Here is a 25647-nt window from a genome sequence, read left to right as displayed (position 1 = left end):
CCGCCGCCGCGGCACCGCCGACCGGGTCCCACCGGGGGCGCACACGGGCGAGGCGCCGGGGTCGCACGGCCGTGAGCGGCTAACTTGCTGCGGGGGCCGCCCGACCGACGCTCGCGGGAGAGCCATGACTTCGAACCAGTCCGGGGCCGGGGTGAGCGCCTGGCAGGTGCTGCGCAACCCCAAGGTCTGGGCGCTGCCGACGATCATCGTCGGGGCGGTCGCACTGCTGCTCTCCCTGCTCTACATGGGCGGCATCGTCAATCCGCGCGCGGATCTGCACCGGCTGCCGATCGGCCTGGTCAACTCCGACCAGGGGGCCCAGCTGGGCGGGCAGCAGGAGAACCTCGGCGCGCGGATCACCGCCGGCGTCCTCGCCGCGCCGGACCCGAACCAGCAGGTCTCCTGGCGGCCGCTCGACAAGGCCGCCGCGACGGACCAACTGGCCTCGGGCAAGCTGTACGGCGTCCTGGAGGCGCCGGCCGGCCTCACCGCCGCGGTGGCGGCGCTCGGCGCCGCGGCCCAGCCGGAGCCGGCCCGGCCGAGCATGCTCGTCCTCACCAATCCCGGGGTGGGCAGCCTGGCGTCCTCGCTGGCCTCGTCCATCTCCCAGGAGGCCGCGCACCGGGCCTCCCTGCAACTGGGCGCGAGCCTGAGCGCGCTGCCGGCGGCCCAGGGCGGCACGGCGACCAACGCGGCCCGGCTGCTGGTGTCCGACCCGCTGGCGGTGGTGGTCGAGGTGGGCCACCCGATCGGCCCGCACAGCGGGCTGGGGCTGACCGCGTTCTACTACACCCTGCTGCTGGTGCTCTGCGGGTTCCTCGGGGCCAACATCATCAGCAACGGCGTGGACGTCTCGCTGGGGTACGCGGCCAGCGAGCTGGGGCCGCTGCGCACCCAGCTGCCGCTGGTCCGGATCAGCCGCACCGGGACCCTGGCGGTCACCAGCGTGATGTCCGCCGTACTGGCGATGGTGACGTCCAGCCTGGTGATGCTCGCGACGGTGGTGATCCTGGACATGGACGCCTCGCACCTGCCGCTGCTCTGGGTGTTCTCGGTCTGTGCCAGTGCCGCGGTGGGGCTCGGGGTCCAGGCGCTGCTCGCGGCGTTCGGCGGGATCGGGCAGCTGATCGCCATGTTCATCTTCATCGCGCTCTCGCTGCCCTCCTCCGGGGCCACCATCCCGCTGCAGGCGCTGCCGACCTTCTACCGCGGGCTGGCGGTCTTCGAGCCGATGCGCCAGCTGAGCGACGGCGTCCGGTCGATCCTGTACTTCGGGGCGCAGGCCGACGCCGGGCTGGCCCGGGCCTGGGTGATGATCGCGATCGCGACGGTCGCCGCGCTCGTCTTCGGCTTCGCGATGACCACCTACTACGACCGCCGTGGCCTGCACCGGGTGCACCCCGAGTCGAGTTGAGCGGCCGGGCGGGCCGTCCCCCGGGTACCCCTCCGGGGCGCCGGGCGGCGGCTGGCATGCTGGGCGCATGGCGGAACTCAACGGCAGGCCCGTCGGGGCGGACGAACTGCAGGCGCTGGCCCTGACCAACTACGGCCACTTCACCTCGATGCGGGTGGAGGACGGCCGGGTCCGTGGGCTGGCGCTGCACCTGGAGCGGCTGGCCCGGGACTGCCGGGCGGTCTTCGGCGTCGAGCTGGACACCGGGCGGGTCCGCGAGCTGGCCCGGCGCGCGGCGCCCGCCGCCGGCGCCGGGGTGGTGCGGGTCACCGTCTTCGACCCGGCGCTGGACATCGGCCGGCTGGGTGCGGGCGGCCGCCCGCAGGTGCTGGTGACCACCCGGCCGGCCGGCGTGCTGCCGCTGCCGCCGCTGCGGGTCCGGTCGGTGGAGTTCGTCCGGGACGCGCCGGAGATCAAGAGCGTCGGCCTCTTCGCCTCGCTCCGGCAGCGCAGGGCGGCCCAGCTGGCCGGTTTCGACGACGCCCTGTTCGCCGACGCCGAGTCGGCCGTCTCCGAGGGCGGCACCTGGAACGTCGGTTTCGTCCGGGACGGGCAGGTCCTCTGGCCGGCCGCCCGGTGCCTGGTGGGCACCACGATGGAGCTGCTGAAGCAGGTGCACGGCAGCGTGACGGAGCCGGTCCGGCTCGGTGACCTGGCGGGTTTCGAGGCGGCCTTCGCCACCAACGTCGCGATCGGGGTCCAGGCGATCTCCGCCGTCGACGGGCTGGCGCTGCCGGGCAGCCACCCGGTGATCGACCTGCTGCGGCGCACGTACCTGGACCTCCCGGGCGACCGGCTGTAGCGGCGCCGCGCGCCGGGCCGCGCGCCTGCGGCCGGCGGCCCGCACCGGACGGGCTCCCGCAGGGCCGCGGCTCAGGCGGGCTTGCGGGCCTCGATCAGGTACCGGGTGGTGCTCGCCGTGAAGGGCCCCTCGGCCTCGATCCGCCGGTGCAGCTCCAGCAGGCGGTCCCGGTGGCGCTCGACGGTGAAGCCGGGCACCATCCAGATCACCTTGCGCAGGAAGTAGACCACCGCCCCGATGTCCCGGAACTCGGTGTGCAGCGATTCGAGGCGCAGGTCGACGACCTCCAGCCCGGCCGCCGCGGCCTCCCGGCGGGCGTCGTCGGGGTGGCGGCCCCGGCGGACCGCCTCGGGCTGCGGGCCGAGGAAGTACTCGACGAGTTCGAAGACGCTGGCCGGGCCGACGTGCTGGGCGAGGTAGCTGCCGCCGGGGCGGAGCACCCGGGCGATCTCCGCCCACCGGACGGTCACCGGGTGCCGGCTGGTGACCAGGTCGAAGGCCTCCGCGGCGAACGGCAGCGGGCCCTCCTCCGCGTCGGCGACCACCACCGCGCCGAGCGGGTGCAGCAGCCGCGTCGCCAGGGCGACGTTCGGCGGCCAGCCCTCGGTCGCCACCATCACGGGTGGCAGCTCGGGGACGCCGGCCAGCACCTCGCCGCCGCCGGTCTGCAGGTCCAGCGCGGCGTGCACCCGGGCCAGCCGCTCGCCGATCGTCCGCTGGTACCCCCAGGAGGGGCGCTGTTCGCTGGCGCGGCCGTCCAGCCAGGAGAAGTCCCAGCCGTCCACCGGGACGGCCTCGGCCTCCCCGACCAGCTCTTCGAAGGAATGTGACATATCCGAATTGTCGGGGTGTGCGGGTACGCCGGGCAACGGAATTTCGGCGGCGGGCCCGGGTGGCCCGGGCGGAGCCGGCGGTCAGGGCCCGGGCGGGCCGTCCGCCGGCGGGGGAGGAGCCTCGGCCGCGAGCCGGGCGGCCCGCAGGGTGAGGTGGTGCCGCTCCGCCAGGCTGGCCGTGCGGTCGGCCGCCGTCCGGAGGTTCTCGACGGCGCCGGCCGGGTCGCCGGCCTGCTCCAGCAGGTGCGCGCGGACCACGTACAGGCGGTGGTGGCCCGCCAGCCGCCCGTCCGCCTCCAGCTCCGCCAGGATGCCGAGCGCGGCGGCCGGGCCGTGCACCATCGACGCGGCGACCGCGCGGTTGAGGGTGACCACGGGGTTGGCCGAGACGCTCTCCAGCACCCCGTACAGGGCGAGGATCTGCGGCCAGTCGGTCGCGTCGGCGGTCGGTGCCTCGTCGTGCACGGCGGCGATCGCCGCCTGCAACCGGTACGGGCCGACCGGGCCGCGCGGCAGGGCGGCGGTGATCAGCGCGACGCCCTCGGCGACCAGGGCCGCGTCCCAGCGGGTGCGGTCCTGCTCGGCGAGCGGGACGAGTTCGCCGTCCGGGCCGGTCCGGGCGGCGCTGCGGGCGTGGGTGAGCAGCATCAGCGCGAGCAGCCCCGCCACCTCGCCGTCCTCGGGGAGCAGGGCGTGCAGCGCCCGGGCCAGCCGGATCGCCTCGCGGGACAGCTCCACCCGCTGCAGGTCGGGGCCGGCGCTGCTGCTGTAGCCCTCGTTGAAGATCAGGTAGAGCACGTGCAGCACGGTGTCCAGCCGGCCCGGGCGGTCCTGCCGGTCCGGCATCCGGAACGGCAGTCCGGAGGCCCGGATCCGCTGCTTGGCCCGGCTGATCCGCTGCCCCATGGTCGACTCCGGCACCAGGAAGGCGTCCGCGATCTCGGCGGTGCTCAGCCCGCCCACCGACCGCAGGGTGAGGGCGATCGCCGAGGCCGGCGAGAGCGAGGGGTGGCAGCAGAGGAAGAGCAGGGTCAGCGTGTCGTCGTGGCCGGCCGGGTCCTCCTCGTCGGCGGGCGGGGCCGCCAACCGGTCGGCCGGGACCTGCCGGGCGGAGAGGTCCTCGCGGCGGCGGCGCGCCTGCTCGTTGCGCACCTGGTCGACCATCCGGCGGGAGGCGACCTGGATCAGCCAGCCCCGCGGGCTGCCCGGCACGCCCTCCGCGGGCCACTGGGCGGCGGCCGCCAGCATCGCCTCCTGGACGGCGTCCTCGGCGGCGTAGAAGTCGCCGTGGCGGCGGGTGAGCACGCCGACGACCTGCGGCGCGAGTTCGCGCAGCAGGTCGTTGACGGTGTCCCCGGAGCGGGTCAGCGGACGGCTCCGCCCACGGCCCGGTCCCCGGCGGCGTCCACGGTCGCCGTCACAGGTGCGCTCCCGTCACAGGTCCGACGGCGGGCCGGACATCACCTGGCGGACCTCGATCGGCATGTTCAGCGGCTCGCCCTTCGGACCGGGGGCCGCCGAGATGGCCGTGGCGATCTCCACCGCCCGTCCAGGCTCCTCGCAGTCCACGATCCACCAGCCGGCCAGGAACTCCTTGGTCTCGGCGAACGGCCCCTCGGTCACCACCGGGGCGCCGTCCGCCCGCGAGCGGACGATCTTGGCGGTGTCCGGCATGGCCAGGCCCTGGGCGTCCACCAGCTCGCCGGACCCGGCCAGCTTCACGTTGGTGTCCCGCATGAAGCCGATGTGCGCCCGGAGCTCCTCCTGGGTCCAGCTGTCGATCGGCGCGAAATCGGCGCTCTCCCGGCTGAACTGCATCAACAGCATGTACTTCACGGCCTGCTCCTCTGATCGGTGCGCCCGGTGGGGCGCTTTCACGGACAGGTCGAAGCCGGCCCCGCGCTTTCGACGTCCCCGGCGGGATGCCGCGAAAAGAATTTAGCGCCCCTGGAACTCGGGCGGGCGGGGGCGCACCGGCACCCGCCCGCCGGACCGGGGGCGTCCCGGGTCCGGCGGCCGGGCGGGGCCGAGGCCGGCGGGATCAGGGGCCCGTCGGCAGGGCGTCGAGGTACACCCAGGCGCCGTCCACCCGGACGAAGCGGCTGTGCTCGCGCAGCACGTCCGGGGTCCCGTCGTCGGTGAAGTGGGCACTGAAGTCGACCGTGCCCTCACGGTGGAACGGCCCGCCCTCGGTGGTGGCGTGGACCTCCAGCCGCTGCCAGCGCAGCCCGGGGTCGAAGTCCACCGCGGCCGGCCGGGTCTGCGGGTGCCAGGAGCGCAGCAGGTACGCCTCGTCCCGGACGACGAAGGCGCTGTACCGCGAGCGCATCAGCCGCTCGGCGGTGGGCGCGGCGGCCTCGCCCCGGTGGAACCGGCCGCAGCAGTCACCGTAGGTGGCGGACAGGCCGCACGGGCAGGCGGCGGCGGGGGAGAGGGCGGGCGGCGGCTTTCGTCGTGACATGGGGCCAGCCTAGGGCCGCCCACCCGCCCGGGATCTACCGCGAGCCGCTCTCCAGCAGGTCGGCGTGGTGCCGGCGGGTCACCTCCGGGTGCGCCCGCAGGTAGCCCTTCAGCTCGTTACGGCCGAAGTCGGCGAAGAGCGGGTTGCCCGGGTCCTGGGTGGCGCCCGGCGCGTGGTGGGCGAGCGGGAAGTCCAGCGGTTCGATGTGGGCGTCCAGGCGCGGGTTGTAGAAGAACGGGACGGAGAACCGTTCGCGGGCGCCGGACGGGCTCACCACCCGGTGGTTGGTGGCCTTGAGGTACCCGTCGGTGGCGACCTCCAGCAGCTCACCGAGGTTGACCACGAAGGCCCCCTCCATGGGCGGCACCTCCAGGAAGGACCCGTCGGCACGCTCCACCTGGAGGCCGCCGACGCTGTCCTGCAGCAGCAGGGTGATGAAGCCGTAGTCCTTGTGCGCGCCGACGCCCTGGCCGGCGCCGTCGGGGGCGGTGCCGGGGTAGCGCACCAGCTTCAGCCGCAGGTGCGGGTGGCCGGCGAAGGCGTAGTCGTAGAAGTCGGCCGGCGCGCCGATCGAGGCCAGCAGCTCGTGCAGCAGCCGCTCGGCGACCGCGCTGAGCCGGTCGATCCAGTTCAGGGCGGCGGTGCGCAGCCCGGGCAGGGCCTGCGGCCACTGGTTCGGGCCCTCCAGCCACCAGTACGGCGGCTCGCCGGGGGCGGGGACGTGCGGCGGCAGCTCGGCGCCGATGTCCAGCTGGTCGCGCCAGTCCTGGCTGCCGCCGGTGCGCTCGTCCCCGGTGCGGGTGTAGCCGCGGAAGTGCGGGGAGTTCAGGTTGCTCACGGCCAGCCGGTCGGCCTCGGGGAGGGCGAAGAAGGCCCGCATCGCGTCGGTCAGCGCCGCGGTCTCCTCGGCGGTGATCCCGTGGCCGGTGAGCTGGAAGAAGCCGACCTCGGTGGCGGCGGCCCGCAGGTCGTCGTGCAGCCGGGTGCGGTCGTCCGCGTCGCCGGCGGCGAGCGAGAGGTCGATCACCGGCAGTCCCGCGGCGGGACGGCCGTCGGGGGTGGAGCCGGTGGGAGGGGTGGGTGCCTGCTGCGTCATGGGTGACATCCGCTGTGTCTCGTCCCGGCCGGGCCCGGTGGTGACCGGGGACGCCGAAGCCGCGCCGGGTAGGGCGGGGGCCGCGGGGCCGGAAGGGGGGATGCGGGCCCCCGGGGGGCCGCGCGGTGAGGGTGGGGGGAGGGTCAGCCGGAGCGTCGACAGGACATGCTCGTGACGCGGAGCAGGTCCACGTGGCGACGGCTGACGAGTATGAGCACGTCGTCCAGCCTAGATCACCCGATCGGCGGCGGGCGAGCAGCCTGTTGTGGGGTACGCCACGCCACCGGACGGGAATGGCCCGCCCCGAGTCCGTCCATCGCCGATCCTCCCCGCACCGGGTGGATTCTCAACGCCAGGCTCCGCGAGCCCGGACGGTTCGTCAAGAAGCCGGGCGCGCGGCCGGCGGGGGGCGAGGAGGGCCACGGAGGGGCGAAGAGGGCAACCTGGGAGTAGGGGGGCGCCCGCAGGTGACCCCAGCATGGACCGTCCGTCCGTCCGGTCGACCCCGCGGAGAGAACAGTCATGCCCCACATCAGCATCACCAACGGTCTCCCGGGCATCAGCGGCCTGATGGCCCAGCGCCCCGACACCGCCGCCCCGCTGAACCAGCTCGCCGAGACGCTGCTGCGCAGCCCGTCGTCGCTGAGCCGCGGCGAGCGGGAGCTGATCGCCGCGTACACCTCGGAACTCAACGAGACGGAGTTCTGCTCGGGATCCCACAGCGCCTTCGCCGCCGCGCAGCTCGACGGCGGCCCGGAGCTGGTGAAGGCGGTGCTGCACGGGCTCGACGAGGCACCCGTGACGCCGCGGCTGCGGGCGCTGCTGCGGATCGCCGGCGCCGTCCGGGGGCCGGTCCGGGCGCTGCCGCCGGAGCTGGTGGCGCAGGCCCGGGCGGCCGGCGCCGACGACGACCAGATCCACGACACGGTGCTGATCGCCGCGGCGTTCTGCCTGTACAACCGCTACGTGACCTGCCTGGACACCGAGCTGCCGGCCGACCCGGGCTACTACGAGGAGGGCGCGGAGCGGATCGTCACACGCGGCTACGCCCCGGCGGCCCGCTGACCGCGCACCGCTCGGCGGGCCGGTCGAGCACCGGGCCGCCGGTGGTAGGGGCCGATGGCGAGGACGGCCGGACGGCGCCCGGGTACCCGGGCGCCGTCCGGCCGTTCGTGGCGGGGCGGTCGGGCGGGCCGTTCGGGCGGGGGCGGCTCACCATTCGGCCGCGGATTGTGTAAGGGTGTCCTAACAAGAGCGCGGGTCCGGGCATAGGCCCGGACTATGGGTCCATAGGTTCAGCACGTCTACCGGACGGGCGCCGTCCGGGAAATCGTGGTCCCTGCAGCACCGGGCCGCCCGGCCCGCCCGGATCCGTCGCCCGCCCGCTCGCCCGCCCTGCCAGTCGGAGGAACACCCCCATGCCCCGTCCCATACGTGTGGCCATCGTCGGAGCCGGCCCCGCCGGGATCTACGCCGCGGACGCGCTGATGAAGTCCGACGTGGCCCAGGACCCGGGTGTGTCGATCGACCTCTACGAGCGGATGCCCGCGCCCTTCGGCCTGATCCGGTACGGCGTCGCCCCGGACCACCCGCGGATCAAGGGCATCATCACCGCGCTGCACCAGGTGCTGGACAAGCCGCAGATCCGCCTCTTCGGCAACGTCGACTACCCCGGCGACATCGGCCTGGACGAGCTGCACCAGTTCTACGACGCGCTGATCTTCTCCACCGGCGCCGACGCCGACCGCGACCTCACCGTCCCCGGCATCGAGCTGGACGGCTCCTACGGCGCCGCCGACTTCGTCTCCTGGTACGACGGCCACCCCGACGTGCCGCGTGACTGGCCGCTGGACGCCGAGAAGGTCGCCGTGCTCGGTGTCGGCAACGTCGCCCTGGACGTGGCCCGGATCCTGGCCAAGACCGCCGACGAGCTGCTCCCCACCGAGATCCCCGCCAACGTCCACCGGGGGCTGGCCGCCAACAAGGCCGTCGAGGTGCACGTCTTCGGCCGCCGCGGCCCCGCCCAGGCCAAGTTCAGCCCGATGGAGCTGCGCGAACTCGACCACTCCCCGAACATCGAGGTCATCGTCGACCCCGAGGACATCGACTACGACGACGGCAGCATCGCCACCCGCCGGGGCAACAAGCAGGCCGACATGGTCGCCTCCACCCTGGAGAACTGGGCCATCCGCGACATCGGCGACCGGCCGCACAAGCTGTTCCTGCACTTCTTCGAGTCGCCGGTCGAGGTGCTCGGCGAGGACGGCAGGGTCGTCGGGCTGCGCACCGAGCGCACCGAGCTGGACGGCACCGGCAACGTGAAGGGCACCGGCCGGTTCCGCGACTGGGACGTCCAGGCCGCCTACCGCGCCGTCGGCTACCGCTCCGCCGAACTGCCCAAGCTGCCCTTCGACACCCTCTCGGGAACGGTCCCGCACGAGGCCGGCCGGGTGGTCGAGAACGGCACCCACCTGCCGTCCACCTACGTCACCGGCTGGATCAAGCGCGGCCCGGTCGGCCTGATCGGCCACACCAAGGGCGACGCCAACGAGACGGTCGCCTGCCTGGTCGACGACTTCAAGAACGGCCGGCTGCGCGCCCCCGAGACCCCCGCCGAGGACGCCGTCACGGCCTTCCTGGAGGGCCGCGGCGTCCGGTACACCACCTGGGAGGGCTGGCACCGCCTGGACGCCCACGAGCGCGCGCTCGGCGAGCGCGAGGGCCGCGAGCGGATCAAGGTCGTCGAGCGCGAGGAGATGCTCCGCGCGAGCGAGCCGCAGGACGGCCCGGCCGGGGCCTGACCGGCCCCGGGTCGGCAGCGTCACCGGCCCCGGCACCGTTCCGTCCGGCGGCGGGGCTGACGGTGCGTCAGAGAGGCCGCCCCAGCCGGGCGGTGACGGTCTTCGGCCCGCTGCACCGTGAGCAGCGGGCCGAAGACCTCCTCCAGCACGGCCGGGTCTTCGCCCGGCAGGTCGGCCAGCACCCCCGCGCCCAGCGCCTGCCGGGCGTGCACGTCCGGCCGCGCGGGCTCCGGGAGTTCAGTTCCTGACGGCCCGTAGGATGACGAACTTCGGATCGCTGCTGACGACCTCGCAGTTGCCGAACAGCCGGCGCAGCTTCACGTGGTAGCCCAGGTGCCGGTTGCCGATCACCCAGAGTTCACCGCCGGGCCGCAGGGCGTCCCGGGCGCCGGTGAACATCCGCCGGGAGGTCGCCTCGGTGGTGGCCTGATGGGTGTGGAACGGCGGGTTGTTCAGCACCAGGTCCACCGAGCCGGCCGGCACGCCCGCCAGGCCGTCGCCGGTGAGGAACTCGGCGCCGGCGTGCGTGGCCGGGTCGGTGTTCGCCCGGTAGGTGGCCCGCGCCGAGGCCACCGCCTGGTGCGACTCGTCCACGAAGAGCACCTCGGCCTCGGGGTTGGCCAGCGCCGCCGCCGTGCCGACCACGCCGTTGCCGCAGCCCAGGTCGACGACCCGCTCGGGGCCGCGCCGCTCCGGCAGGTGGCGCAGCAGGAACCGGGTGCCGATGTCGAGCCGCTCGGCGCAGAAGATGCCGGCGTGGTTGACCACCGTGCGCCCGCCCGCCACACCGATGTCCTCGGGCAGCTGGTAGCTGTGCGGCCAGGGGCCGGGCGTGCGGGGGATCGCCGGGTCGGGCACGCAGAAGATCAGCCGGGCCTTCTTCGCCGCCAGCGAGGTGCGGGTGTGGCCGAGGATCCGTTCGAACAGCTTCAGCGTGGAGGTGTGGATCTCGGTGACCATGCCGGTACCGACCACCACGGTGCCGGCATGCACGCCGGGGGCCAGCCGGTGCAGCTGGTCCTCCAGGAGCGCCAGGCTCTTGGGGACCCGGACCAGCAGGACGTCGATCCGCTCCGGCGGCGCGTCCCGGGTGGAGAGCAGCTCGACGGCGCCGGTCCCGCCGGTCCCGCCGGGCCGGTCCGCGTCGCCGGAGCCGTTGCGGGCCAGGTTGGCGAGGGTGGCCTGCTGGCCGAGGTAGGAGTCGCTGATCTGGACGAGCCGGGTCGCCCCGGGCTCCACCCGCCCGGCGAGCGCGGTGACCAGGGCACCCCAGCGGTCGCCCAGCACCACGACGGTGCCGCGCAGGTCGACCGGGCGGGCCGCGGGCTGCTCGGCCGGGGCCCCCGGGCCCGGGGCCGCCCCGGTGACCGGCGCCGCGCCGGCGCTCGGAGCGGCGGCGGTGACGGCGGTGCCGTCGAGGTGCCGCAGCAGGTACTCGTCGGCGGCGTCCCAGGCACGGAGCTGGTCGCGCGGGTCCTCGGGGAAGCGGGTGAGGTCGTACTCGCCCCACGATGTGGTCAGACGGTTCATGGTCGACCCAGGCTATCCGAGGCGCTGAGCGGGCCCGGTCATCACCGCAGGCGGGGGCGCCCGCCGGCGGCCGGTGCCGGCCGGCCCGCGCCCGCCCGGCGCCGGATCAGCCCGTCCCGGACGTGTCGTCCGGTCCGTTCCCGGTGGGCCCGTTCCCGTCCGGTCCGGCGGAGGCGTCCCCGGCCGGTCCGGCGGCCGGCAGCCGCAGGTCGGCCAGCAGCGCCGAGAGCACCCTCCGGGTCACCGCCGCCATGTCGACGGACCGGGGTGCGAGCAGCCACTGCACCTGGAGGCCGTCCATCACGGCGACGACGGCGCTGGCCACGCCCTCGACGTCGAGCGCCGGGTCCGCCTCGCCCAGCTCGCAGGCCTCGCGCAGCGCCTCGGCGACCAGCGCCCGCAGGCCGTCGTAGCGGTCCCGGAAGAACTGCTGCGCCGGGTGCCCCTCGGTGACGCTCTCGGCGGACAGCACCGCGTACAGCCGCACGATGCCCTCCCGGGTGGAGTTCAGCCGGACGGTCTCCACCAGGTGGTCCAGGAAGGCCGTGCCGCGCGGACGCTCCGGGCCCAGCTGCTCGATCTCCGAGGTGTCCCGGAGCTCCAGGACACCGCTCAGCAGCGCCGTCTTGGAGCGGAAGTGGTGCAGCAGCCCGGCCTGGGTCAGGCCGGCCCGCTCGGCGATCTCGGCCAGCGAGGCGTTGTGGTAGCCGCGGGTGGCGAAGGTCTCGACGGCGATCCGCAGGATCTCCTCGCGCCGCTGCGCCCCGGCGGCCCGGCGGGCGGCGGTCGCGGGCGCCGGGCCGCCGCCGGTGGCCTCGTTCGTGCTTCTGGGTGTCACCGGGCGAAGTCTACGGGCCCGGCCGCACCGGCCCGGGGGCCGATCCTGAGCCTCCGGCGGCCGGATATGTCATGTCCTGAAAAAAGCCCGCGCACGATACTTACCAAGTGGTCGGTAGGTCTGATTTCATGTCAGCCGTCGCACCCGGCCGGACACGGCGTCAGGGCCCGTCCGGTCGGCGTGCGGGCCGCCGCACCCGTTCCTGGCATGCCGTCAGGTCAGCTCCCTCGGGCTCCGGTCCGCTGCTCGCAGCCCGCACCCCGTTCGCCGCACCCAGCTCGCGGCACGCGGTCCCACCCCGTTCGTGGCACCCCTTCGAGACGGAGAGACACCGGTGAAACCCCACCCCAACGGCACGACCGGCCGCGCCCGCCGCCGGACCCTGCTGGGCGGCGCGCTGCTCGCCGCCACGGCTCTGGCCGTCGGCGCGACGCCCGTCACCGCGGCCCAGGCCGCACCGGCCGGCCAGGAAGCCACCAGCTACCTCAACCCGCGACTGCCGGTGGAGCAGCGGGTCAGGGACCTCCTCGGCCGGATGACCGTCGAGGAGAAGATCGGCCAGATGACCCAGGCCGAACGCAACTCCGTCGAGTCGGACCAGAGCCGGATCACCAGCCTGGCGCTCGGCTCGCTGCTCTCCGGAGGCGGCTCGACCCCCACCCCGAACACGCCGCAGGCCTGGGCGGACATGATCGACGGCTACCAGAAGCGCGCCCTCGACACCCGGCTGCACATCCCGCTGCTCTACGGCATCGACTCGGTGCACGGCGACAACAACCTGGTCGGCGCCACCGTCTTCCCGCACAACATCGGCCTCGGCGCGACCCGTGACCCGGACCTCGTCCGGGAGGCCGCCCGGATCACGGCCGCCGAGACCCGGGCGACCGGCCCGCAGTGGGTCTTCGCGCCCTGCGTCTGCGTCGCCCGCGACGACCGCTGGGGCCGTACCTACGAGAGCTACGGCGAGGACCCGGCCTTGGTCACCCGGATGGAGACCGCGATCGACGGCCTCCAGGGCGACAACCCCCGGGACCTCGCCCGCCCCGACCGGGTGCTGGCCACCGCCAAGCACTTCGCCGGGGACGGCGACACCGCCTACGGCAGCTCCACCAACGGCGGGTACAAGCTCGACCAGGGCGTGACGATCACCGACCGCGAGCACTTCCGGACGATCGACCTCGCCCCCTACGTCGCGGCCGTCCGGGAGCACGGCGTGGGCAGCATCATGCCCTCGTACTCCAGCGTGGACTGGACCGAGGACGGCATCGGCAACCCGGTCAAGATGAGCGCCGACAAGGAGCTGCTGACCGACGTCCTCAAGGAGAAGATCGGCTTCGACGGCTTCCTGATCAGCGACTGGGACGCCGTCCACCAGCTGCCCGGCGACTACCCCACCCAGGTGCGGACCGCCGTCAACGCCGGGCTCGACATGTTCATGGAGCCGTACAGCGCCGACACCTTCGAGCGGACCCTGCTGGCCGAGGTGCGGGCCGGGCGGGTCACCACCGCCCGGATCGACGACGCCGTCCGCCGGATCCTGCGCGCCAAGTTCCGGCTGGGGCTCTTCGAGCACCCGTACACCGACCGCTCGGGCGCGGCCGCGATCGGCTCGCCCGCCCACCGGGCGGTGGCCCGCCGGGCCGTCGCCGAGTCGCAGGTGCTGCTGAAGAACGACGGCCACGCGCTGCCGCTGAGGCCCTCCCAGCGGATCTACGTCGCCGGCGCCAACGCGGACGACATCGGCAACCAGGCCGGCGGCTGGACGGTGACCTGGCAGGGGCGGTCCGGCGCCACCATCCCCGGCACCACGATCCTCCAGGGCATCCGGCAGAACGCGGCGCGGACCACCTACAGCGCGGACGCCTCGGCGCCGACCGACGGCTACGACGTCGGCGTGGTGGTGATCGGCGAGACCCCGTACGCCGAGGGGGTCGGCGACGTCGGCAACGGCCACACGCTGGAGATCTCGGCCGCCGACCGGGCCGTCATCGACCGGGTCTGCGGCGCGATCCGGACCTGCGTCGTCCTCGACGTGGCGGGCCGCCCGCAGATCGTCACCGACGAACTGCCCAGGACCGACGCCTTCGTGATGTCCTGGCTGCCCGGCAGCGAGGGCGCGGGGGTCTCCGACGTGCTCTTCGGCAAGCGGCCGTTCACCGGGAAGCTCCCGGTCAGCTGGCCGCGCAGCGAGGCCCAGGAGCCGATCAACGTCGGCGACAAGCAGTACGACCCGCTGTTCGCCTACGGGTTCGGCCTGACCACCCGGCGCTGACGACCCGGACCGGGCCCCGGCTCGGGGCCCGGCCGGACCGGCGCGCCCGGGGGAGCCGTCCCCCGGGGGCGCCGGTGCGGGAGTCAGCCCGCCGGGGCCGCCGGGGCCGCCGGGGCGACCGGCGCCACGGGCAGCCGGTCCAGTGTGATGCCGAACCACGTCCGGTACGCCTCCAGCGCCTCGCGCTCGTCGAGGTCGGTCTCCGTGCGCTCCTCGCCGGCCGTCCGGATCAGCCGGGTGCCGCTGAGCGTGATCCGGCCGTCCCCGGTCGGCAGCGAGCAGGTCAACCCCTTGGTGAAGGGCGACTCGGGCGAGGTGGTCTGCCACCAGCAGGTCGGCCCGAAGTCCGCCAGCGCGTACCCGCGCGGCTCCAGCCGGTACTGCAAGGATCCGTCCTGCAGGACATCGAGGTCCTCCCCGTGCTCCGACAGGCGGAACACGCCCGCGGTGTCCTGCTGGTCGCCGCGCTCGTCCAGCCGCAGCGGGGCCTGACTGAAGCGGCCGAACCCGACGTCCACCAGCCACGGCTCGTCCAGGTCGACCCGCAGGGCCAGGTGGTCCATCGGCGGCCCCAGCCGCTCGGCGAAGAACACCCGGGCCCCGAGCAGGGTCACCCGGTGGCCGAGGGCGGTGAGCAACGCGGCGAAGGCGCCGTTCAGTTCGTAGCAGAAGCCGCCCCGGCGCCGGTCGACCACCTTGGCCAGCAGCGCCTCCTCGGTCAGCTTCACCGGCTCGCCGAGATGGATGCTGAGATTCTCGAACGGGACCGCCCCCAGATGGGCCCGCTGCAGCACCCGCAGCGATTCCACGTCCACCCGCGCCGGCCGCTCCGCCCCGATCCTGGCCAGGTAGGCCTCAACCTGAGACTCGTCCATCGACAGCTCCAATCCCCTTGGTCCGGGTCCTTCGGCCGGCTTCCGGGTGCACCGGCACCGGACCATGATCCCCAACCGTCCGCCGGCCCGGCCGCCGGGCCCCCGGCGACGCGTCACCGGGGAGTCCGGCCGCACCTGGGCACCCGCTGCTCGCCGCAAGGAAGGTGAGGGACTGTCAGCCGTTCTCCACTCCTGCCCGGATGCCCCGGGCAGACCGGGGAGACCACCGGCCGGGTCTGTAGGATCGGCCCATGACATCCCAGGAACTCGTGGAAACGCACGGGGTTTCCGTCCTCCGCCTCGGCCAGGACGGCCCGACGCTCGACGACGGCAGCTCGGCCCTCGACCTGATCGGCGAGGCCATGGGATGTCAGGCCGAGGTGGTGGCCCTCCCGGTGGAGCGGCTCGCGGAGGAGTTCTTCTCGCTGCGCTCCGGGCTGGCCGGGGAGGTCGTGCAGAAGTTCGTCAACTACCGGCTCCGGCTGGTCGTCGTCGGGGACATCTCCGCCCACGTCGCCCGGAGCGACGCGATGCGCGACTTCGTGCGCGAGGCCAACCGGGGGAACCAGGTGTGGTTCGTGGCGGACCACGCCGAACTCGACGAGAAGCTGGCGCCCGCACGCTGACGGCAGGGCCGGCGGGGAGGCCCCGGGGCGCCTGCCCGGCCTTCCCGGCAGGCCCGCGTCCATCGCACGACGACCCCAGGAGGAGGCCGCGATGAGCCCCGGTCCGACGACCCACCCGGTCGACGCCGAGACCATGATCGCGCTGCCCGCCGGCGAGATCGTCCTGCGGGACGAGGGCACGCTGACCGAATGGACGGCCCCGGTCGACGCCTTCCGGCTGGCCCCGTACCCGGTGACCCGCGAGCTGTACGCGTCCGTGCTGGGCCGGGCGCCCGGGAGCGCGGCGGGCCCGCGGACGCCGGTGACGGAGGTCTCCTGGCAGGATGCCGTCCGCTTCTGCAACCTGCTCTCCCGGCAGGCCGGACTCCGGCCCTGCTACACGGAGGGCGAGGACCCCGACGCGCAGGACGTGCGCTGCGATCGGCGGGCCGACGGCTACCGCCTGCCGTCCGAGGCGGAGTGGGAGTACGCCTGCCGGGCCGGGAGTACCGGCGTCCGGCCCGGCGAACTGGACGCCACCGCCTGGTACGACGGGAACTCCGGCGGCGCGGTGCACGAGGTCGCCACCCGGGAGCCGAACGCCTGGGGCCTGCACGACATGATCGGCAACGTCTGGGAGTGGTGCTGGGACCTCTACGACCCCCGGGTCTACGGCGCGTACCGGGTGTTCCGCGGCGGCGGCGCCTACGACAAGCCCCGCTCCTGCCGGGCGTCGTGCCGCCGCAAGAGCCACCCCACGCTGCGGATCGACGACCTCGGGTTCAGGCTCGCCCGGTCGCTCTGAGCCCGGATCTCCGGACGCGGTCGCCCTGGACCCGGTTGTTCCGAACCCGGTAGCTCCGTGCCCCAACCCTGCGGGCCAGGGCACCGCCGTCCGGCCCCGGGACGGCCCGGCCGGAGAGGCACCCGGGCGCGCTGGCTAGAATCGCCGACCGTGGACACTGCCCTGATCGTCGTACTCATCCTGGTCGTCGCCCTCGGGCTGCTGGTCTCCGGCATGGAGAGCCGGCTCCGCCGGATGGACCGCCGGCTCACCGCCATGGACCGCAGGCTCGGCCTGATCATCGATCACCTGGGCGCCCACCCCGCCGACGCCGGCCCGGAGCCCGCCCTCCAGCAGGTGGCGGCCCTGCTGCGGGACGGCAAGAAGATCCACGCGATCAAGGCCTACCGGGAGATCACCGGCGCCGAGCTCCGCGAGGCCAAGGAGGCCGTCGAGCGGATGGCGCAGTGGCGCTGAGCCCGGGTGGTCCTAGCACCCGGGTGATCCTTGCAGGCGCGCCGCGCCCGTGACTGCGGGGGCGCGTCTGGGTGTACGGGGCGTCAGGACCGGCCCGCCGGCCCGAGGCGGGCGGCGAGGTTGCGGGCACCGAGGCCGAGCCGGGTGGCGGGGACGAGCAGAGCGGCCGAGCGCTTGATGCCGCGCTGTTTGGGGATCACCCGGGCACGGTGGGCGGCCTCGTAGCGGGCCAGCGCGGCGGCCGGGTCGGCCGGGTGCTCGGCGAGGGCCGCGGCCAGGGCGTGGGCGCCCGCGACGGCGAGGCTTGAGCCGTCCCCGAGCAGGGAGACGCAGGAGGCGGCGTCGCCCAGCAGGGTGACGCGACCCCGCGACCAGGAGGGCAGGTCGACGGTGCTGACCGAGTCGAAGTAGAACTCGTCGCTGCTCGCCACCCGGTCGAGCAGCGCGGGCACCCGCCAGCCGAGCCCGGCGTGGGACTCGGTCACGATCCGCCGGTGCAGCCCGGTGTCGTGGTGGTCGAAGGTGGTGATGTCCGGCCGCCGGAAGATGAAGGCGGCCAGGGCGGAGCCCCGCGAGGGGTGGACGGAGACCAGCCGGCCCGGGGCGTTGTGGATGTGCACCTCGTGCGGATGGTCCGCGGGTTCCCCGAGCGGCAGGGTGGCGACCAGGATCCCGGTGGGACGCACGAATTCGCGCTCGGGGCCGAATGCGAGGCGCCGCACGTGGGAGTGCAGTCCGTCCGCGCCCACCACCAGGTCGAAGCGGCGCGGCGCGGCCCGGTCGAAGGTGACGTCCACCCCGTGATCGTCCTGCCGGAGCGCGGCGATGCTGTCGCCGAAGAGGAACTCGGCCTCGCTCCGGGCCGCTCCGTGCAGGACGGCGGCCAGGTCGCCGCGCGGGACCTCGACCTCCCGCCGCTCGGCGCCCGCCCGGTGCCCCGGCAGGGGCAGCCTGGCGATCGAACGCCCGGAGGCGTCCAGCAGGCGCATCGCGGTGGCCGAGGTGGCGGCGGCGTGCAGCTGCGGCAGGACGCCCATGGCCTCGACCACGGGCAGCGCCTCGCCGCGGACGTCGACCGGGTTCCCGCTGGAACGCGGGTTCGCGGCCTTCTCCACGACGGTCGGACGGAACCCGTGCCGGGCCAGCCAGTAGGCGAGGGCGGGGCCGGCCACGCCGGCCCCGGAGACGAGGACGCTCCGAGGTGTCATGCCCGCCAGCATAGGTGCACTCGCTGCATTTCTGCAATGAGTGCAGAAATGCAGCGAGTGCAAACCTGCATCGCACGCTAAGGTGTCCGGATGTCCCTCCGTGACCGCAAGCGCGCCCGCACCCGTCAGGCCCTCGTCGACGCCGCGACCGAGCTCTTCCGGCGACAGGGCTACGACCGGACCACGGTGGCGGACATCGCGGCGGCGGCGGAGATCGGCACCCGCACGTTCTTCAGCTACTTCGCCAGCAAGGAGGAGCTGCTCTTCCCCGAGTCCGACACCCGGGTGCAGGCCGTGATCGCGGCCATCGACTCCCGCGCCCCCGGGGAGGGGCCGGCCGAGGTGCTGCTCCGAGCTCTGAGCGCGGTGCCGGACACCGGTGACGACCTGGTCGGCCCGCTGGCGGCCCTGCGCCTCGACCTCATCCGCACCGTTCCGGCGGTGCGCGGCCGGGCCCTGCAGATCCAGCTCGACGCCCAGCAGGAGATCGCACGCCGGCTGGCCGAGGCCTTCGCGGACCGGATCGACCTGGTCCGGGCGGCGGCGCTCACCGGCGCGTTCGTCGGCGCCGTCACCGGCGCCCTGCAGGTCCTCCTCGACGACCCGGAGCACCTCGCCGCCCCCGGCGACCTGCATGCCGCCGTCCGGGCGGCCACCGACGCCGCACTCGCCCCCTGGCTGCGGCCCGGGATCTGAGGGCGGACGGGGCCGGGGGCGGGTCGGCCGTCCGGGCGGCCGCTGGGCGCGCAGCCGGGACAGCGTGGCCGGGGTCAGGTGCCGAGCCAGCGTCTCCAGGGCGGTGGTGACCTCCTCGATGTCCGCGCGGTCGTCGGTGCCCAGGGCGGCCGCGAGCGCCGCGTCGACGTCCCGGTACGGATCTCGGCGACCCGGGCCGGTATCCGCCGGACCCTGGACGGGATCGTCCGTACCCACCGCGCCGAGGGCTGGGCCCCCGCCATGCGGAAGATCGCCGCCGCCGTCGCGCTCGACCCCTCGGGGATGGACGCCGAGCCCGGTTCCACGACGCCGCCGGCCACCGCGCAGCGGATCGCCAACATCGAGTTCTTCCTGTCCAACGACCTCCCCGAGCTGCGCGACAGCACCCTGTGCCCGGCCGACCTCGCGGCCCCGGCCACCCGCCGGGTCCGGATCGTGCCCGCCGCCGGGCGGACCTCGGGCCAGGCCTGGAACCACCGGTGCGCCGAGGAGCTGGCCGCACTGCTGGGCACGGGCGTCGCGGAGTTCCCCGGCGGCCACAACGGCAACACCACCCACCCCCGGGCGTTCGCGGCCCGCCTGCGCGAAGTCCTCGACGCGTCCCGGTGACGCCGCGGCCTTCCGGCGCTCCCGGGCGGGCGCTCCCGGACAGGCGCCGCAGGTGCGGCTCGCGTCAGCGCGCGGGTTCGTCGTCGAGTCCGGTGATCCGGCGGTCGGCGATCCGGACGGTGTACCTCACCTCACGGGTGGTGCCGTCGCCCCAGCTCTCGCCGAGGCGCACCGAGGCGTAACCGGGTACGGCCCCGACCTCCCGCACCGACCAGGCGGTCGGGATGCTCCGGGTGCGGAACACCGGATCCGCGCCGCTGCGTGCCGCCCAGGTGTCCAGGGCCAGGTTGAGGGCCGGGCCGAGGTACTTCTGCCGGACCGCCCGGGGCGAGTCGTCGATCTCCCCGAGCACCGCCAGCCGGTACTCCTCGAAGAAGGTGTTGACCTGCGTCTCGGCCGGACCGGCCCGGACGGCCTGGCTGATCGGCGGAGTGTCGCTGGGGGAGCGGGTGGCGGCGCCGGCCGGGGCGGCGGCGAGGCCGCCGCCGGCGGCCAGCAGGGCGGTGGCGCCGACGACGGCGGTGCGGAACCTCGGAGTGGGGAGCATGGGAGGGATCACATCATTCGTCGGCGAACCTCCGCCATCCCCGAAAGGTGTGGTTTGGCTTTGTGGCGGTCATATGGACGTACCGTCAGTTTGCGGACGGGCCCGCGGTGCCCGCGGTGCCCGCCTTCCGGCCCTTTCCGGGCGGGCCGGCGAAGGCCTGGGCGATCGGCAGCCAGGCCCGCGCGGTCGGGCCCGAGGCCGTCAGGGCGAGATCGTCCCGGTGCCGCCGCTGGGTGACCAGCAGGCAGAAGTCCAGGGCCGGCCCGGTGATCCGGTCCGCCGCCTCCTCGGGCCCCCACGTCCACACCTCCCCGTCCGGGCCGGTCAGCTCCACCCGAACCGGCTCCTGCGGCACGGGCAGGCCGTTCTGCACGAAGGCGAAGCCCATGGTCCGGACGCCGAGATGGGCCACCTGGCGCAGCCGGGCGGTCGGCGCCCGGGTCACGCCGAGCGCGTCGGCCACGTCCTGTCCGTGCGCCCAGGTCTCCATCAGCCGGGCGGTGGCCATCGAGGCGGGCTTCATCGGCGGCCCGAACCAGGGCAGCCGGACGTCGCCCGGCGCCGAGGCCAGCACCGCCAGCACCTCCTCCCGGCCGGCCCGCCAGCGGGAGAGGAGCCCGGAGGGCGGCCCGGCCGCCCCGATCGCCGCGCCTTCGCCGACCGGGTCGGTACCGGGGACGAAGGCCCGTTCCACCGCGCCGAAGAAGCCCTCCGGGTCGCAGGCCGAGAGCACCGTCCAGTCGTCGGTCCAGGCCAGGTGGGCGATCTGATGGGCGATCGTCCACCCCTCGGCCGGGGTCGGGCGGGCCCAGTCGGCCGGGTCGAGCGCGGCCACCAGGGCGTCCAGCTCGGCGTTCTCCGCGCGCAGATCGGCCAGCAGGCCCTCCGGGCTCGTCATGATCGTCTCCCCTTGGTCTCGGGCCGGGGCGGTCGACCCGCCGGCCCGGCGGCGTCCGCGGGCCGGGGGCCGCGGGTCTGTGGCACAGGCTACGGCCGCAGACTACGGCGGGAGGCCGACGGGGACCAGGGACGGCGGGGGACGACCGGCGATGAACAGGACCGACCGGGGCCGACCGGGGCCGACCGCCACGGCCGGGCCTGTCCGGCGCCGCGCCCGGCAGCCTGGAACAGGCCCTGCACAGGTCTCGCCAGCCGTCCCGGCGCGTGTGAGAATCGCGCGATGACAAGGGCTGCGGACACCCCCGCCCGGGCGGCCGACGGCCTCGACGCCCGGGCCGCGGAGCTGGTCAGATCGGCGGTGCTGGCCGATCTCGCCCGGCGGGTGGTGGCGGACTGCGGTGTGGACGTCGGCCTCGTCGGGGTCCCCGACCGGCCCCGGGGCGGCCCGGCGCCGGGGGCGGCGACCGCGGCCACCGCGACGGCTCCGGAGCCCGCCGGCGGCCCGGCCGGGATGGTGCTGCGGCATTGGTCCGGCACCCGGGCCGGCCTGCTGCACGACCTGGTCGTCCCCAGCGGGACCGGCCTCGGCGGCCGGGCTCTGGCCGAACGCGCGCCCACCTGGGTGCCCGACTACCGGGCCGCCACCACCATCTCCCACGAGCACGACGCCGCCGTCGACGCCGAGGACCTGTACGCCATGCTGACCGTGCCGCTGCTCCACGACGGCGCGGTGCACTGCGTGGTGTACGCGGCGTTGCGCGCCGTCGTCCCGTTCGGCGACGTGCGGATCGGGGCGGTCGCCGAACTCGCCGCCACCGCCACCCGCGCGCTGGCCGGGGCCGCCGCCTGGACCGGGCCGGCAGCCCGGCAGTCCGCCGCCCGGCCACGTCCGCGGTCCGGCGGGCCGGGCGGCCCGGCGCCGCACCGGCCGCCGGCCGGGCACCCGGCGGCCGACCGGCGGCCGCCCACCGGGCTGACCCGGCGCGAGCACGAGGTGCTCCGCTGGGCGGCGACCGGCCGGACCAATCCGGAGATCGCCGCCGAGCTGGGGCTGACCTGCAACACCGTCACGGGTTACCTGAAGGGCGCGATGCACAAGCTGGGCGTCCGCAACCGGGTGGAACTCGCCCTGGCGGCGCGGGAGTCCGGCCTGCTGGGCCGAGACGCCGCGCCGCCCGGTGGGAGCGGCCCGACGGGCGGGGTCAGTTGACCCCCCGCTCGCGCCCCTCCCAGTAGGGCTCGCGCAGGCGGAACTTCTGCAGCTTGCCGGTGGTGGTCCGGGCCAGCGCCTCCCGGAACTCCACCGAGGTGGGCGACTTGTAGCCGGCCAGCCGCTGCTTGCAGTGCGCGATGAGCTCCGCCTCGTCGGTGGCCCCGCCCGGCTTGAGCACCACCAGGGCCTTGACCGTCTCGCCCCACTTCTCGTCCGGCACGCCGATCACCGCGACCTCGGCGACGGCCGGGTGGTCGTAGAGGCAGTCCTCGACCTCGATCGAGGAGACGTTCTCCCCGCCGGTGATGATGACGTCCTTCTTGCGGTCGGAGATGGTGAGGTAGCCGTCCGCCATGGTGCCGCCGTCGCCGGTGTGGAACCAGCCGTCCTTCAGCGCCTCGGCGGTCTCGGCCGGCTGCTCCCAGTAGCCCTCCAGCACGGTGTTCGAGCGGATCAGCACCTCGCCCTGGGCGTCCACCCGCACCTGGCCGCCGAGCGCCGGGGCGCCGGCCTGGACCAGCTTCTCGGCCCGTTCGACGGCGGGCAGTCCGTCCCACTCGGCGCGGCCCCGGTTGACCGTGGCCAGCGGGGAGGTCTCGGTGAGTCCGTAGATCTGCATGAACTCCCAGCCGAGTTCGGACTCGATGCGCTGCACCACCGAGGTGGGCGGCGGCGCCCCCGCCACGATGATCCGCACCCGGTCACGGCCGGGCACCGGGCCGTCCCATGCGGCGGCGGCCTCCAGCACCATGGCGATCACGGCGGGAGCGCCGCACAGGAAGGTCACCCCGTGCCGCTCCACCCGGCGCAGGATCTCCGCGCCGTCCACCTTGCGGAGCACGATGTGCTGCGCGCCCAGCCCGGTCAGCGCGAACGGCAGGCCCCAGCCGTTGGCGTGGAACATCGGCAGCGTGTGCAGGTAGACGTCGCGGTCGCCGGCGCCGAAATGCAGGCCCATCAGCACGGAGTTGAGCCAGATGTTGCGATGGGTGAGCTGGACGCCCTTGGGCCGGGCGGTGGTTCCGCTGGTGTAGTTGATGGTGGCGGTGTCGGACTCGGCGATCTCGTACCGGTTCGGCGCGTTGTCGAAGTCGTACAGCAGGGCGTCGCTCTCCGCCCCGATCACGAAGGTGTGCCGGGCCTTCACGCCCGCCAGCGGTTCGGCGAGTTCGGGGTCGACCAGCAGGACGGAGGCGCCGCTCTGCTCGACGATGTAGGAGACCTCGTCCGCGCGGAGCCGGAAGTTGACCGGTACCAGCACCCGGCCGTGGCCGCTGACACCGAACATCGAGGTCATCAGGCGCGCCGAGTTGTGCGAGACGATCGCGACCCGCTCGCCCGGGCCGACGCCCAGGCGGTCGAGTCCGGCGGCCTGTGCGCGGGCGAGTTCGGCGACTCTGCGGTAGCTGAGCTCGCCCCAGGACGGGGCCGGCTGCAGCGGCTCGTCGACGATCCCGACCCGGTCGCCGTAGACCAGCTCGGCCCGGTCGAGGAAGTCCATCACGGTGAGTGGAGTCTGCATACCCTTCACTCTGCTACCGGCCCTGCCCGCTGCACACCCCCGAACGGGGGTGTCGTCACCCGGACGGTCGCGCCGTCGCCGCCGTGCCGGCCGCCGGTGCCGGCCTGTTCCGCTCCGGCGCGGAGGGCGCCGCTGCGGGCGCGAGGCCCGCACCGACCTCGTCCAGGGCGGCCGCCAGCCGGTCGCGGACCTCGCTCCGGGCGGCGATCCGCCGTTCGAGAACGGCCAGCCGCTCCCGGGCGATCCGCAGGGCCCCGGCGGACGGTGGCCCGGCCGTCACGTCACCGTCCAGGCAGGGCAGGAAGGCCCGGACGTCGTCCAGGGTGAGCCCGGCGGCGAGCAGGCGCCGGATGTTGCCGACCCGGACGGCGGTCCGCTCCCCGTACACCCGGTAGCCGTTGTGGGCCCGCTCCGAGCTGATCAGCCCGGCCTGCTCGTAGTGCCGCAGGGCGCGGGGCGAGGCGCCGGTGGCCAGCGCGAGTTCGCCGATCAGCACGCGCCCGCACTCCTTTCCCGTCAGGACACGACGGCTCCGCCGTCCACCGGCAAGACTACTCCGGTGACGAACGACGCCTGGGGGGAGGAGAGTCGGGTGATCGCCCAGGCCACCTCGACGGGCCGGCCGATCCGGCCGAGCGGGGTGTGGGCCAGCTGCCGGCGCCGGAGCGCCGCCTGCTGCTCCGGGCCGAACCCGGAGTGGTCCGCGATGGGCGTGGCGATCGCCCCCGGCGCCACCGCGACCACCCGGACGCCGCGCGGCGCCAGCTCCACCGCCCAGCTGCGGGTGAGCAGTTCGAGGGCCGACTTGGTGGCCGGGTACACCGCGTTGCCCGGCCAGCCGCGCTGGCCGACCGAGGTGGTGACGTTCACCACCACCCCGCCCGCCGACACCAGCGCGGGCAGCGCGGCCTGGGTCAGCAGGACGGGGGCGGTGAGGTTGGTGGCCACCTGCTCGTCGATCAACTCCTTTGTGTAGGAGCCCAGTCCGCCGCCGCGGACGATGCCGGCGTTGTTCACCAGGACGTCCAGGCGCCCGAACCGGTCCAGGGCGGCCCGGACGATCTCCTCGGGTGCGCCGGCGCCGGTGACGTCCGCCGCGAAGGGGTGGATGCGGTCCGGCGCCGCCGCCGCGGTCCCCGCCAGCGGGCCGGGCCGGCGCCCGACCGCGAGGACGCGTACGCCCTGGGCGGCGAAGGCCTGTGCGGTGGCCCGGCCGATCCCGCTGCCGGCGCCGGTGACCACGGCGACGCGCGACGCGGTCGCGGCGGGCGGGGAGCCTGGCTCCTCAAGGGGGGCGGAGGTGTCGACGGGCGGTGCGGAAGGGGCCGGGGGCCGGTTGCCGGTAGTCATGGCAGCAGCTTGGAACCCTGCCGCCGGTGACAAGGTCAAGCCGCCCGCCCAGGCCGGTGCGACGGCGGCCGCCCGGCCACGGCGGCGCCTGCCGCCGGTGACAAGGTCAAGCCGCCCGCCCAGGCCGGTGCGACGGCGGCCGCCCGGCCACGGCGGCGCGGGAGGGCCGGAGCGCCCGAAGAGGATCACCGCCTTCCACTCGGTGAGCCGACCGCGAACATGCCCGGCGCGAAGCCGGCGGCCGGGCATCCTGGGGTGACACCGACCTTGGGAGGGTCCGATGACCGGGGAGCAGAACCCGAGCGAGAGCCTGTACGACGCCGTCGGCGGGCTGGAGGCGCTCCGGCGCCTGAGCAACACCTTCTACGACGGCGTGCTGGCCGACCCGCTGCTCGCCCCCGTCTTCGCCGACTTCACCCGCACGCACATCGAGCACGTCGCCGTCTGGCTGGCCGAGATCTTCGGCGGACCGGCCGACTTCACCGACCGGCTCGGCGGCCATCAGGCGCTGTTGAGATCCCACCTGGGCCTGGCCATCACCGAGGAGCAGCGGGTCCGCTGGATGGAGCTGATGACCGTCGCGGTGCGCAAGGAGCTCCCGGACGACGAACTGCTGCGCCGCCGGGTGCTGGAGTACTTCGACTGGGGCACCAGGATCGCCCGCGACGTCTCGGCCGCACCGGTCGGCGAGGACCTGGGCGACCCCGGGCCCACGCCGCGCTGGGGCTGGGACGGTCTGCAGGGCGGGAGCTGA

Annotated in this window: 27 protein-coding genes; 13 read left to right on the top strand and 14 right to left on the bottom strand. The window is 74.9% G+C overall.

Translation table 11 applies throughout. The features are described 5' to 3' along the window. Positions 1-124: 124 nt before the first annotated feature. Positions 125-1414 carry a YhgE/Pip domain-containing protein gene (locus tag J2S46_RS09975; RefSeq protein WP_191293034.1) on the top strand — a complete coding sequence of 430 codons (1290 nt, stop codon included), beginning with the start codon at positions 125-127 and terminating at the stop codon, positions 1412-1414. A 67-nt stretch (positions 1415-1481) separates the two neighbouring features. Further along, complete coding sequence (locus J2S46_RS09970; RefSeq protein ID WP_191293035.1) at positions 1482-2255, top strand: aminotransferase class IV family protein; 774 nt, start codon at positions 1482-1484, stop codon at positions 2253-2255. Positions 2256-2326: 71 nt separating this feature from the next. Here the strand turns inward: J2S46_RS09970 and J2S46_RS09965 are convergent, their stop codons facing one another. From J2S46_RS09965 to J2S46_RS09945, 5 genes are all read right to left on the bottom strand, one after another. Further along, on the bottom strand, positions 2327-3088 hold the full coding sequence (locus J2S46_RS09965; protein WP_191293036.1) for a class I SAM-dependent methyltransferase: 762 nt from the start codon (positions 3086-3088) through the stop codon (positions 2327-2329). 81 nt (positions 3089-3169) lie between these two features. After that, on the bottom strand, positions 3170-4456 hold the full coding sequence (locus J2S46_RS09960; protein ID WP_191293080.1) for an RNA polymerase sigma factor: 1287 nt from the start codon (positions 4454-4456) through the stop codon (positions 3170-3172). A gap of 66 nt (positions 4457-4522) precedes the next feature. Next, entirely contained in the window at positions 4523-4915 is a 393-nt protein-coding gene (locus J2S46_RS09955; RefSeq protein WP_229913195.1) for a YciI family protein, read from the bottom strand. Positions 4916-5129: 214 nt separating this feature from the next. Further along, complete coding sequence (locus tag J2S46_RS09950) at positions 5130-5549, bottom strand: YchJ family protein (RefSeq protein ID WP_191293038.1); 420 nt, start codon at positions 5547-5549, stop codon at positions 5130-5132. A 34-nt stretch (positions 5550-5583) separates the two neighbouring features. Continuing rightward, entirely contained in the window at positions 5584-6645 is a 1062-nt protein-coding gene (locus J2S46_RS09945) for an isopenicillin N synthase family dioxygenase (RefSeq protein ID WP_191293039.1), read from the bottom strand. A gap of 522 nt (positions 6646-7167) precedes the next feature. Here J2S46_RS09945 and J2S46_RS09940 point away from each other — a divergent pair. The 3 genes from J2S46_RS09940 to J2S46_RS09930 all read left to right on the top strand — a co-directional run bounded on the left by J2S46_RS09940 (position 7168) and on the right by J2S46_RS09930 (position 9694). Continuing rightward, complete coding sequence (locus J2S46_RS09940; protein ID WP_191293040.1) at positions 7168-7710, top strand: carboxymuconolactone decarboxylase family protein; 543 nt, start codon at positions 7168-7170, stop codon at positions 7708-7710. 353 nt (positions 7711-8063) lie between these two features. Continuing rightward, a complete protein-coding gene (locus tag J2S46_RS09935; RefSeq protein ID WP_191293041.1) occupies positions 8064-9446 on the top strand; it encodes an FAD-dependent oxidoreductase in 1383 nt (460 codons plus the stop codon). A 62-nt stretch (positions 9447-9508) separates the two neighbouring features. After that, the gene (locus J2S46_RS09930) at positions 9509-9694 is read left to right on the top strand and encodes a hypothetical protein (protein ID WP_191293042.1); all 186 of its coding nucleotides are present in this window, start codon (positions 9509-9511) and stop codon (positions 9692-9694) included. Here the strand turns inward: J2S46_RS09930 and J2S46_RS09925 are convergent. Both J2S46_RS09925 and J2S46_RS09920 read right to left on the bottom strand, forming a co-directional pair. Continuing rightward, on the bottom strand, positions 9684-10976 hold the full coding sequence (locus J2S46_RS09925) for a methyltransferase (RefSeq protein ID WP_191293043.1): 1293 nt from the start codon (positions 10974-10976) through the stop codon (positions 9684-9686). The two genes, J2S46_RS09930 and J2S46_RS09925, sit on opposite strands and share 11 nt — an antisense overlap. Positions 10977-11082: 106 nt before the next feature. Beyond that, on the bottom strand, positions 11083-11814 hold the full coding sequence (locus J2S46_RS09920) for a TetR family transcriptional regulator (protein ID WP_191293044.1): 732 nt from the start codon (positions 11812-11814) through the stop codon (positions 11083-11085). Between the two features lie 334 nt (positions 11815-12148). On the opposite strand from J2S46_RS09920, the gene J2S46_RS09915 reads away from it, so the two are divergent. Further along, positions 12149-14086, top strand: a complete 1938-nt coding sequence (locus tag J2S46_RS09915; RefSeq protein WP_370882180.1) for a glycoside hydrolase family 3 protein — start codon at positions 12149-12151, stop codon at positions 14084-14086. An 83-nt stretch (positions 14087-14169) separates the two neighbouring features. On the opposite strand, the gene J2S46_RS09910 is transcribed toward J2S46_RS09915, so the two are convergent. Further along, entirely contained in the window at positions 14170-14961 is a 792-nt protein-coding gene (locus tag J2S46_RS09910; RefSeq protein WP_191293045.1) for an arylamine N-acetyltransferase family protein, read from the bottom strand. Between the two features lie 251 nt (positions 14962-15212). Between J2S46_RS09910 and J2S46_RS09905 the strand changes: the two genes are divergently transcribed. The 3 genes from J2S46_RS09905 to J2S46_RS09895 all read left to right on the top strand — a co-directional run bounded on the left by J2S46_RS09905 (position 15213) and on the right by J2S46_RS09895 (position 16827). Beyond that, the gene (locus tag J2S46_RS09905) at positions 15213-15587 is read left to right on the top strand and encodes a DUF4180 domain-containing protein (protein WP_191293046.1); all 375 of its coding nucleotides are present in this window, start codon (positions 15213-15215) and stop codon (positions 15585-15587) included. A gap of 91 nt (positions 15588-15678) precedes the next feature. Then, positions 15679-16371, top strand: coding sequence for a formylglycine-generating enzyme family protein (locus J2S46_RS09900; protein WP_229913192.1), 693 nt, complete (start codon positions 15679-15681; stop codon positions 16369-16371). Between the two features lie 150 nt (positions 16372-16521). After that, positions 16522-16827 carry a ribosomal protein L7/L12 gene (locus J2S46_RS09895; protein WP_229913193.1) on the top strand — a complete coding sequence of 102 codons (306 nt, stop codon included), beginning with the start codon at positions 16522-16524 and terminating at the stop codon, positions 16825-16827. Between the two features lie 83 nt (positions 16828-16910). Here the strand turns inward: J2S46_RS09895 and J2S46_RS09890 are convergent, their stop codons facing one another. After that, a complete protein-coding gene (locus J2S46_RS09890) occupies positions 16911-18035 on the bottom strand; it encodes an FAD-dependent monooxygenase (protein WP_191293047.1) in 1125 nt (374 codons plus the stop codon). A gap of 90 nt (positions 18036-18125) precedes the next feature. Between J2S46_RS09890 and J2S46_RS09885 the strand changes: the two genes are divergently transcribed. Together J2S46_RS09885 and J2S46_RS09880 are read left to right on the top strand one after the other, a co-directional pair. Beyond that, complete coding sequence (locus tag J2S46_RS09885; protein WP_191293048.1) at positions 18126-18731, top strand: TetR/AcrR family transcriptional regulator; 606 nt, start codon at positions 18126-18128, stop codon at positions 18729-18731. Positions 18732-18809: 78 nt separating this feature from the next. Further along, positions 18810-19361, top strand: a complete 552-nt coding sequence (locus tag J2S46_RS09880; protein ID WP_191293049.1) for a hypothetical protein — start codon at positions 18810-18812, stop codon at positions 19359-19361. Between the two features lie 64 nt (positions 19362-19425). Here J2S46_RS09880 and J2S46_RS09875 read toward each other — a convergent pair whose 3' ends face one another. Then, positions 19426-19908, bottom strand: coding sequence for a hypothetical protein (locus J2S46_RS09875; protein ID WP_191293050.1), 483 nt, complete (start codon positions 19906-19908; stop codon positions 19426-19428). 85 nt (positions 19909-19993) lie between these two features. Continuing rightward, positions 19994-20806: a TIGR03084 family metal-binding protein gene (locus J2S46_RS09870; RefSeq protein WP_191293051.1), complete on the bottom strand. Its 813-nt coding sequence runs from the start codon at positions 20804-20806 to the stop codon at positions 19994-19996. Between the two features lie 282 nt (positions 20807-21088). Between J2S46_RS09870 and J2S46_RS09865 the strand changes: the two genes are divergently transcribed. Beyond that, the gene (locus J2S46_RS09865; RefSeq protein WP_191293052.1) at positions 21089-22018 is read left to right on the top strand and encodes a helix-turn-helix transcriptional regulator; all 930 of its coding nucleotides are present in this window, start codon (positions 21089-21091) and stop codon (positions 22016-22018) included. Here the strand turns inward: J2S46_RS09865 and J2S46_RS09860 are convergent. From J2S46_RS09860 to J2S46_RS09850, 3 genes are read right to left on the bottom strand one after another with little or no spacing between them, the layout of a single operon-like run. After that, entirely contained in the window at positions 22011-23543 is a 1533-nt protein-coding gene (locus J2S46_RS09860) for an AMP-binding protein (RefSeq protein WP_191293053.1), read from the bottom strand. The two genes, J2S46_RS09865 and J2S46_RS09860, sit on opposite strands and share 8 nt — an antisense overlap. 55 nt (positions 23544-23598) lie before the next feature. Next, positions 23599-24039 carry a MerR family transcriptional regulator gene (locus tag J2S46_RS09855; RefSeq protein ID WP_191293054.1) on the bottom strand — a complete coding sequence of 147 codons (441 nt, stop codon included), beginning with the start codon at positions 24037-24039 and terminating at the stop codon, positions 23599-23601. A 20-nt stretch (positions 24040-24059) separates the two neighbouring features. Next, entirely contained in the window at positions 24060-24893 is an 834-nt protein-coding gene (locus tag J2S46_RS09850; RefSeq protein ID WP_191293055.1) for an SDR family NAD(P)-dependent oxidoreductase, read from the bottom strand. A gap of 280 nt (positions 24894-25173) precedes the next feature. Here J2S46_RS09850 and J2S46_RS09845 point away from each other — a divergent pair, with 280 nt between their 5' ends. Continuing rightward, entirely contained in the window at positions 25174-25647 is a 474-nt protein-coding gene (locus tag J2S46_RS09845) for a group II truncated hemoglobin (protein ID WP_191293056.1), read from the top strand.

The sequence above is a fragment of the Kitasatospora herbaricolor genome (assembly GCF_030813695.1).
In the GTDB taxonomy this organism is placed as follows: domain Bacteria; phylum Actinomycetota; class Actinomycetes; order Streptomycetales; family Streptomycetaceae; genus Kitasatospora; species Kitasatospora herbaricolor.
Note: the sequence above shows the minus strand (reverse complement) of the source record. Positions and strands in the feature narration are given on the sequence as shown.

Bases quoted from the DNA above. Each gene is read 5' to 3' on its own strand.
- J2S46_RS09975 (WP_191293034.1), top strand. From the start codon at position 125: ATGACTTCGAACCAGTCCGGGGCCGGGGTGAGCGCCTGGCAGGTGCTG.
- J2S46_RS09970 (WP_191293035.1), top strand. From the start codon at position 1,482: ATGGCGGAACTCAACGGCAGGCCCGTCGGGGCGGACGAACTGCAGGCG.
- J2S46_RS09965 (WP_191293036.1), bottom strand. From the start codon at position 3,088: ATGTCACATTCCTTCGAAGAGCTGGTCGGGGAGGCCGAGGCCGTCCCG.
- J2S46_RS09955 (WP_229913195.1), bottom strand. From the start codon at position 4,915: ATGCTGTTGATGCAGTTCAGCCGGGAGAGCGCCGATTTCGCGCCGATC.
- J2S46_RS09950 (WP_191293038.1), bottom strand. From the start codon at position 5,549: ATGTCACGACGAAAGCCGCCGCCCGCCCTCTCCCCCGCCGCCGCCTGC.
- J2S46_RS09945 (WP_191293039.1), bottom strand. From the start codon at position 6,645: ATGACGCAGCAGGCACCCACCCCTCCCACCGGCTCCACCCCCGACGGC.
- J2S46_RS09940 (WP_191293040.1), top strand. From the start codon at position 7,168: ATGCCCCACATCAGCATCACCAACGGTCTCCCGGGCATCAGCGGCCTG.
- J2S46_RS09935 (WP_191293041.1), top strand. From the start codon at position 8,064: ATGCCCCGTCCCATACGTGTGGCCATCGTCGGAGCCGGCCCCGCCGGG.
- J2S46_RS09925 (WP_191293043.1), bottom strand. From the start codon at position 10,976: ATGAACCGTCTGACCACATCGTGGGGCGAGTACGACCTCACCCGCTTC.
- J2S46_RS09910 (WP_191293045.1), bottom strand. From the start codon at position 14,961: ATGGACGAGTCTCAGGTTGAGGCCTACCTGGCCAGGATCGGGGCGGAG.
- J2S46_RS09905 (WP_191293046.1), top strand. From the start codon at position 15,213: ATGACATCCCAGGAACTCGTGGAAACGCACGGGGTTTCCGTCCTCCGC.
- J2S46_RS09900 (WP_229913192.1), top strand. From the start codon at position 15,679: ATGAGCCCCGGTCCGACGACCCACCCGGTCGACGCCGAGACCATGATC.
- J2S46_RS09890 (WP_191293047.1), bottom strand. From the start codon at position 18,035: ATGACACCTCGGAGCGTCCTCGTCTCCGGGGCCGGCGTGGCCGGCCCC.
- J2S46_RS09885 (WP_191293048.1), top strand. From the start codon at position 18,126: ATGTCCCTCCGTGACCGCAAGCGCGCCCGCACCCGTCAGGCCCTCGTC.
- J2S46_RS09875 (WP_191293050.1), bottom strand. From the start codon at position 19,908: ATGCTCCCCACTCCGAGGTTCCGCACCGCCGTCGTCGGCGCCACCGCC.
- J2S46_RS09870 (WP_191293051.1), bottom strand. From the start codon at position 20,806: ATGACGAGCCCGGAGGGCCTGCTGGCCGATCTGCGCGCGGAGAACGCC.
- J2S46_RS09865 (WP_191293052.1), top strand. From the start codon at position 21,089: ATGACAAGGGCTGCGGACACCCCCGCCCGGGCGGCCGACGGCCTCGAC.
- J2S46_RS09860 (WP_191293053.1), bottom strand. From the start codon at position 23,543: ATGCAGACTCCACTCACCGTGATGGACTTCCTCGACCGGGCCGAGCTG.
- J2S46_RS09850 (WP_191293055.1), bottom strand. From the start codon at position 24,893: ATGACTACCGGCAACCGGCCCCCGGCCCCTTCCGCACCGCCCGTCGAC.
- J2S46_RS09845 (WP_191293056.1), top strand. From the start codon at position 25,174: ATGACCGGGGAGCAGAACCCGAGCGAGAGCCTGTACGACGCCGTCGGC.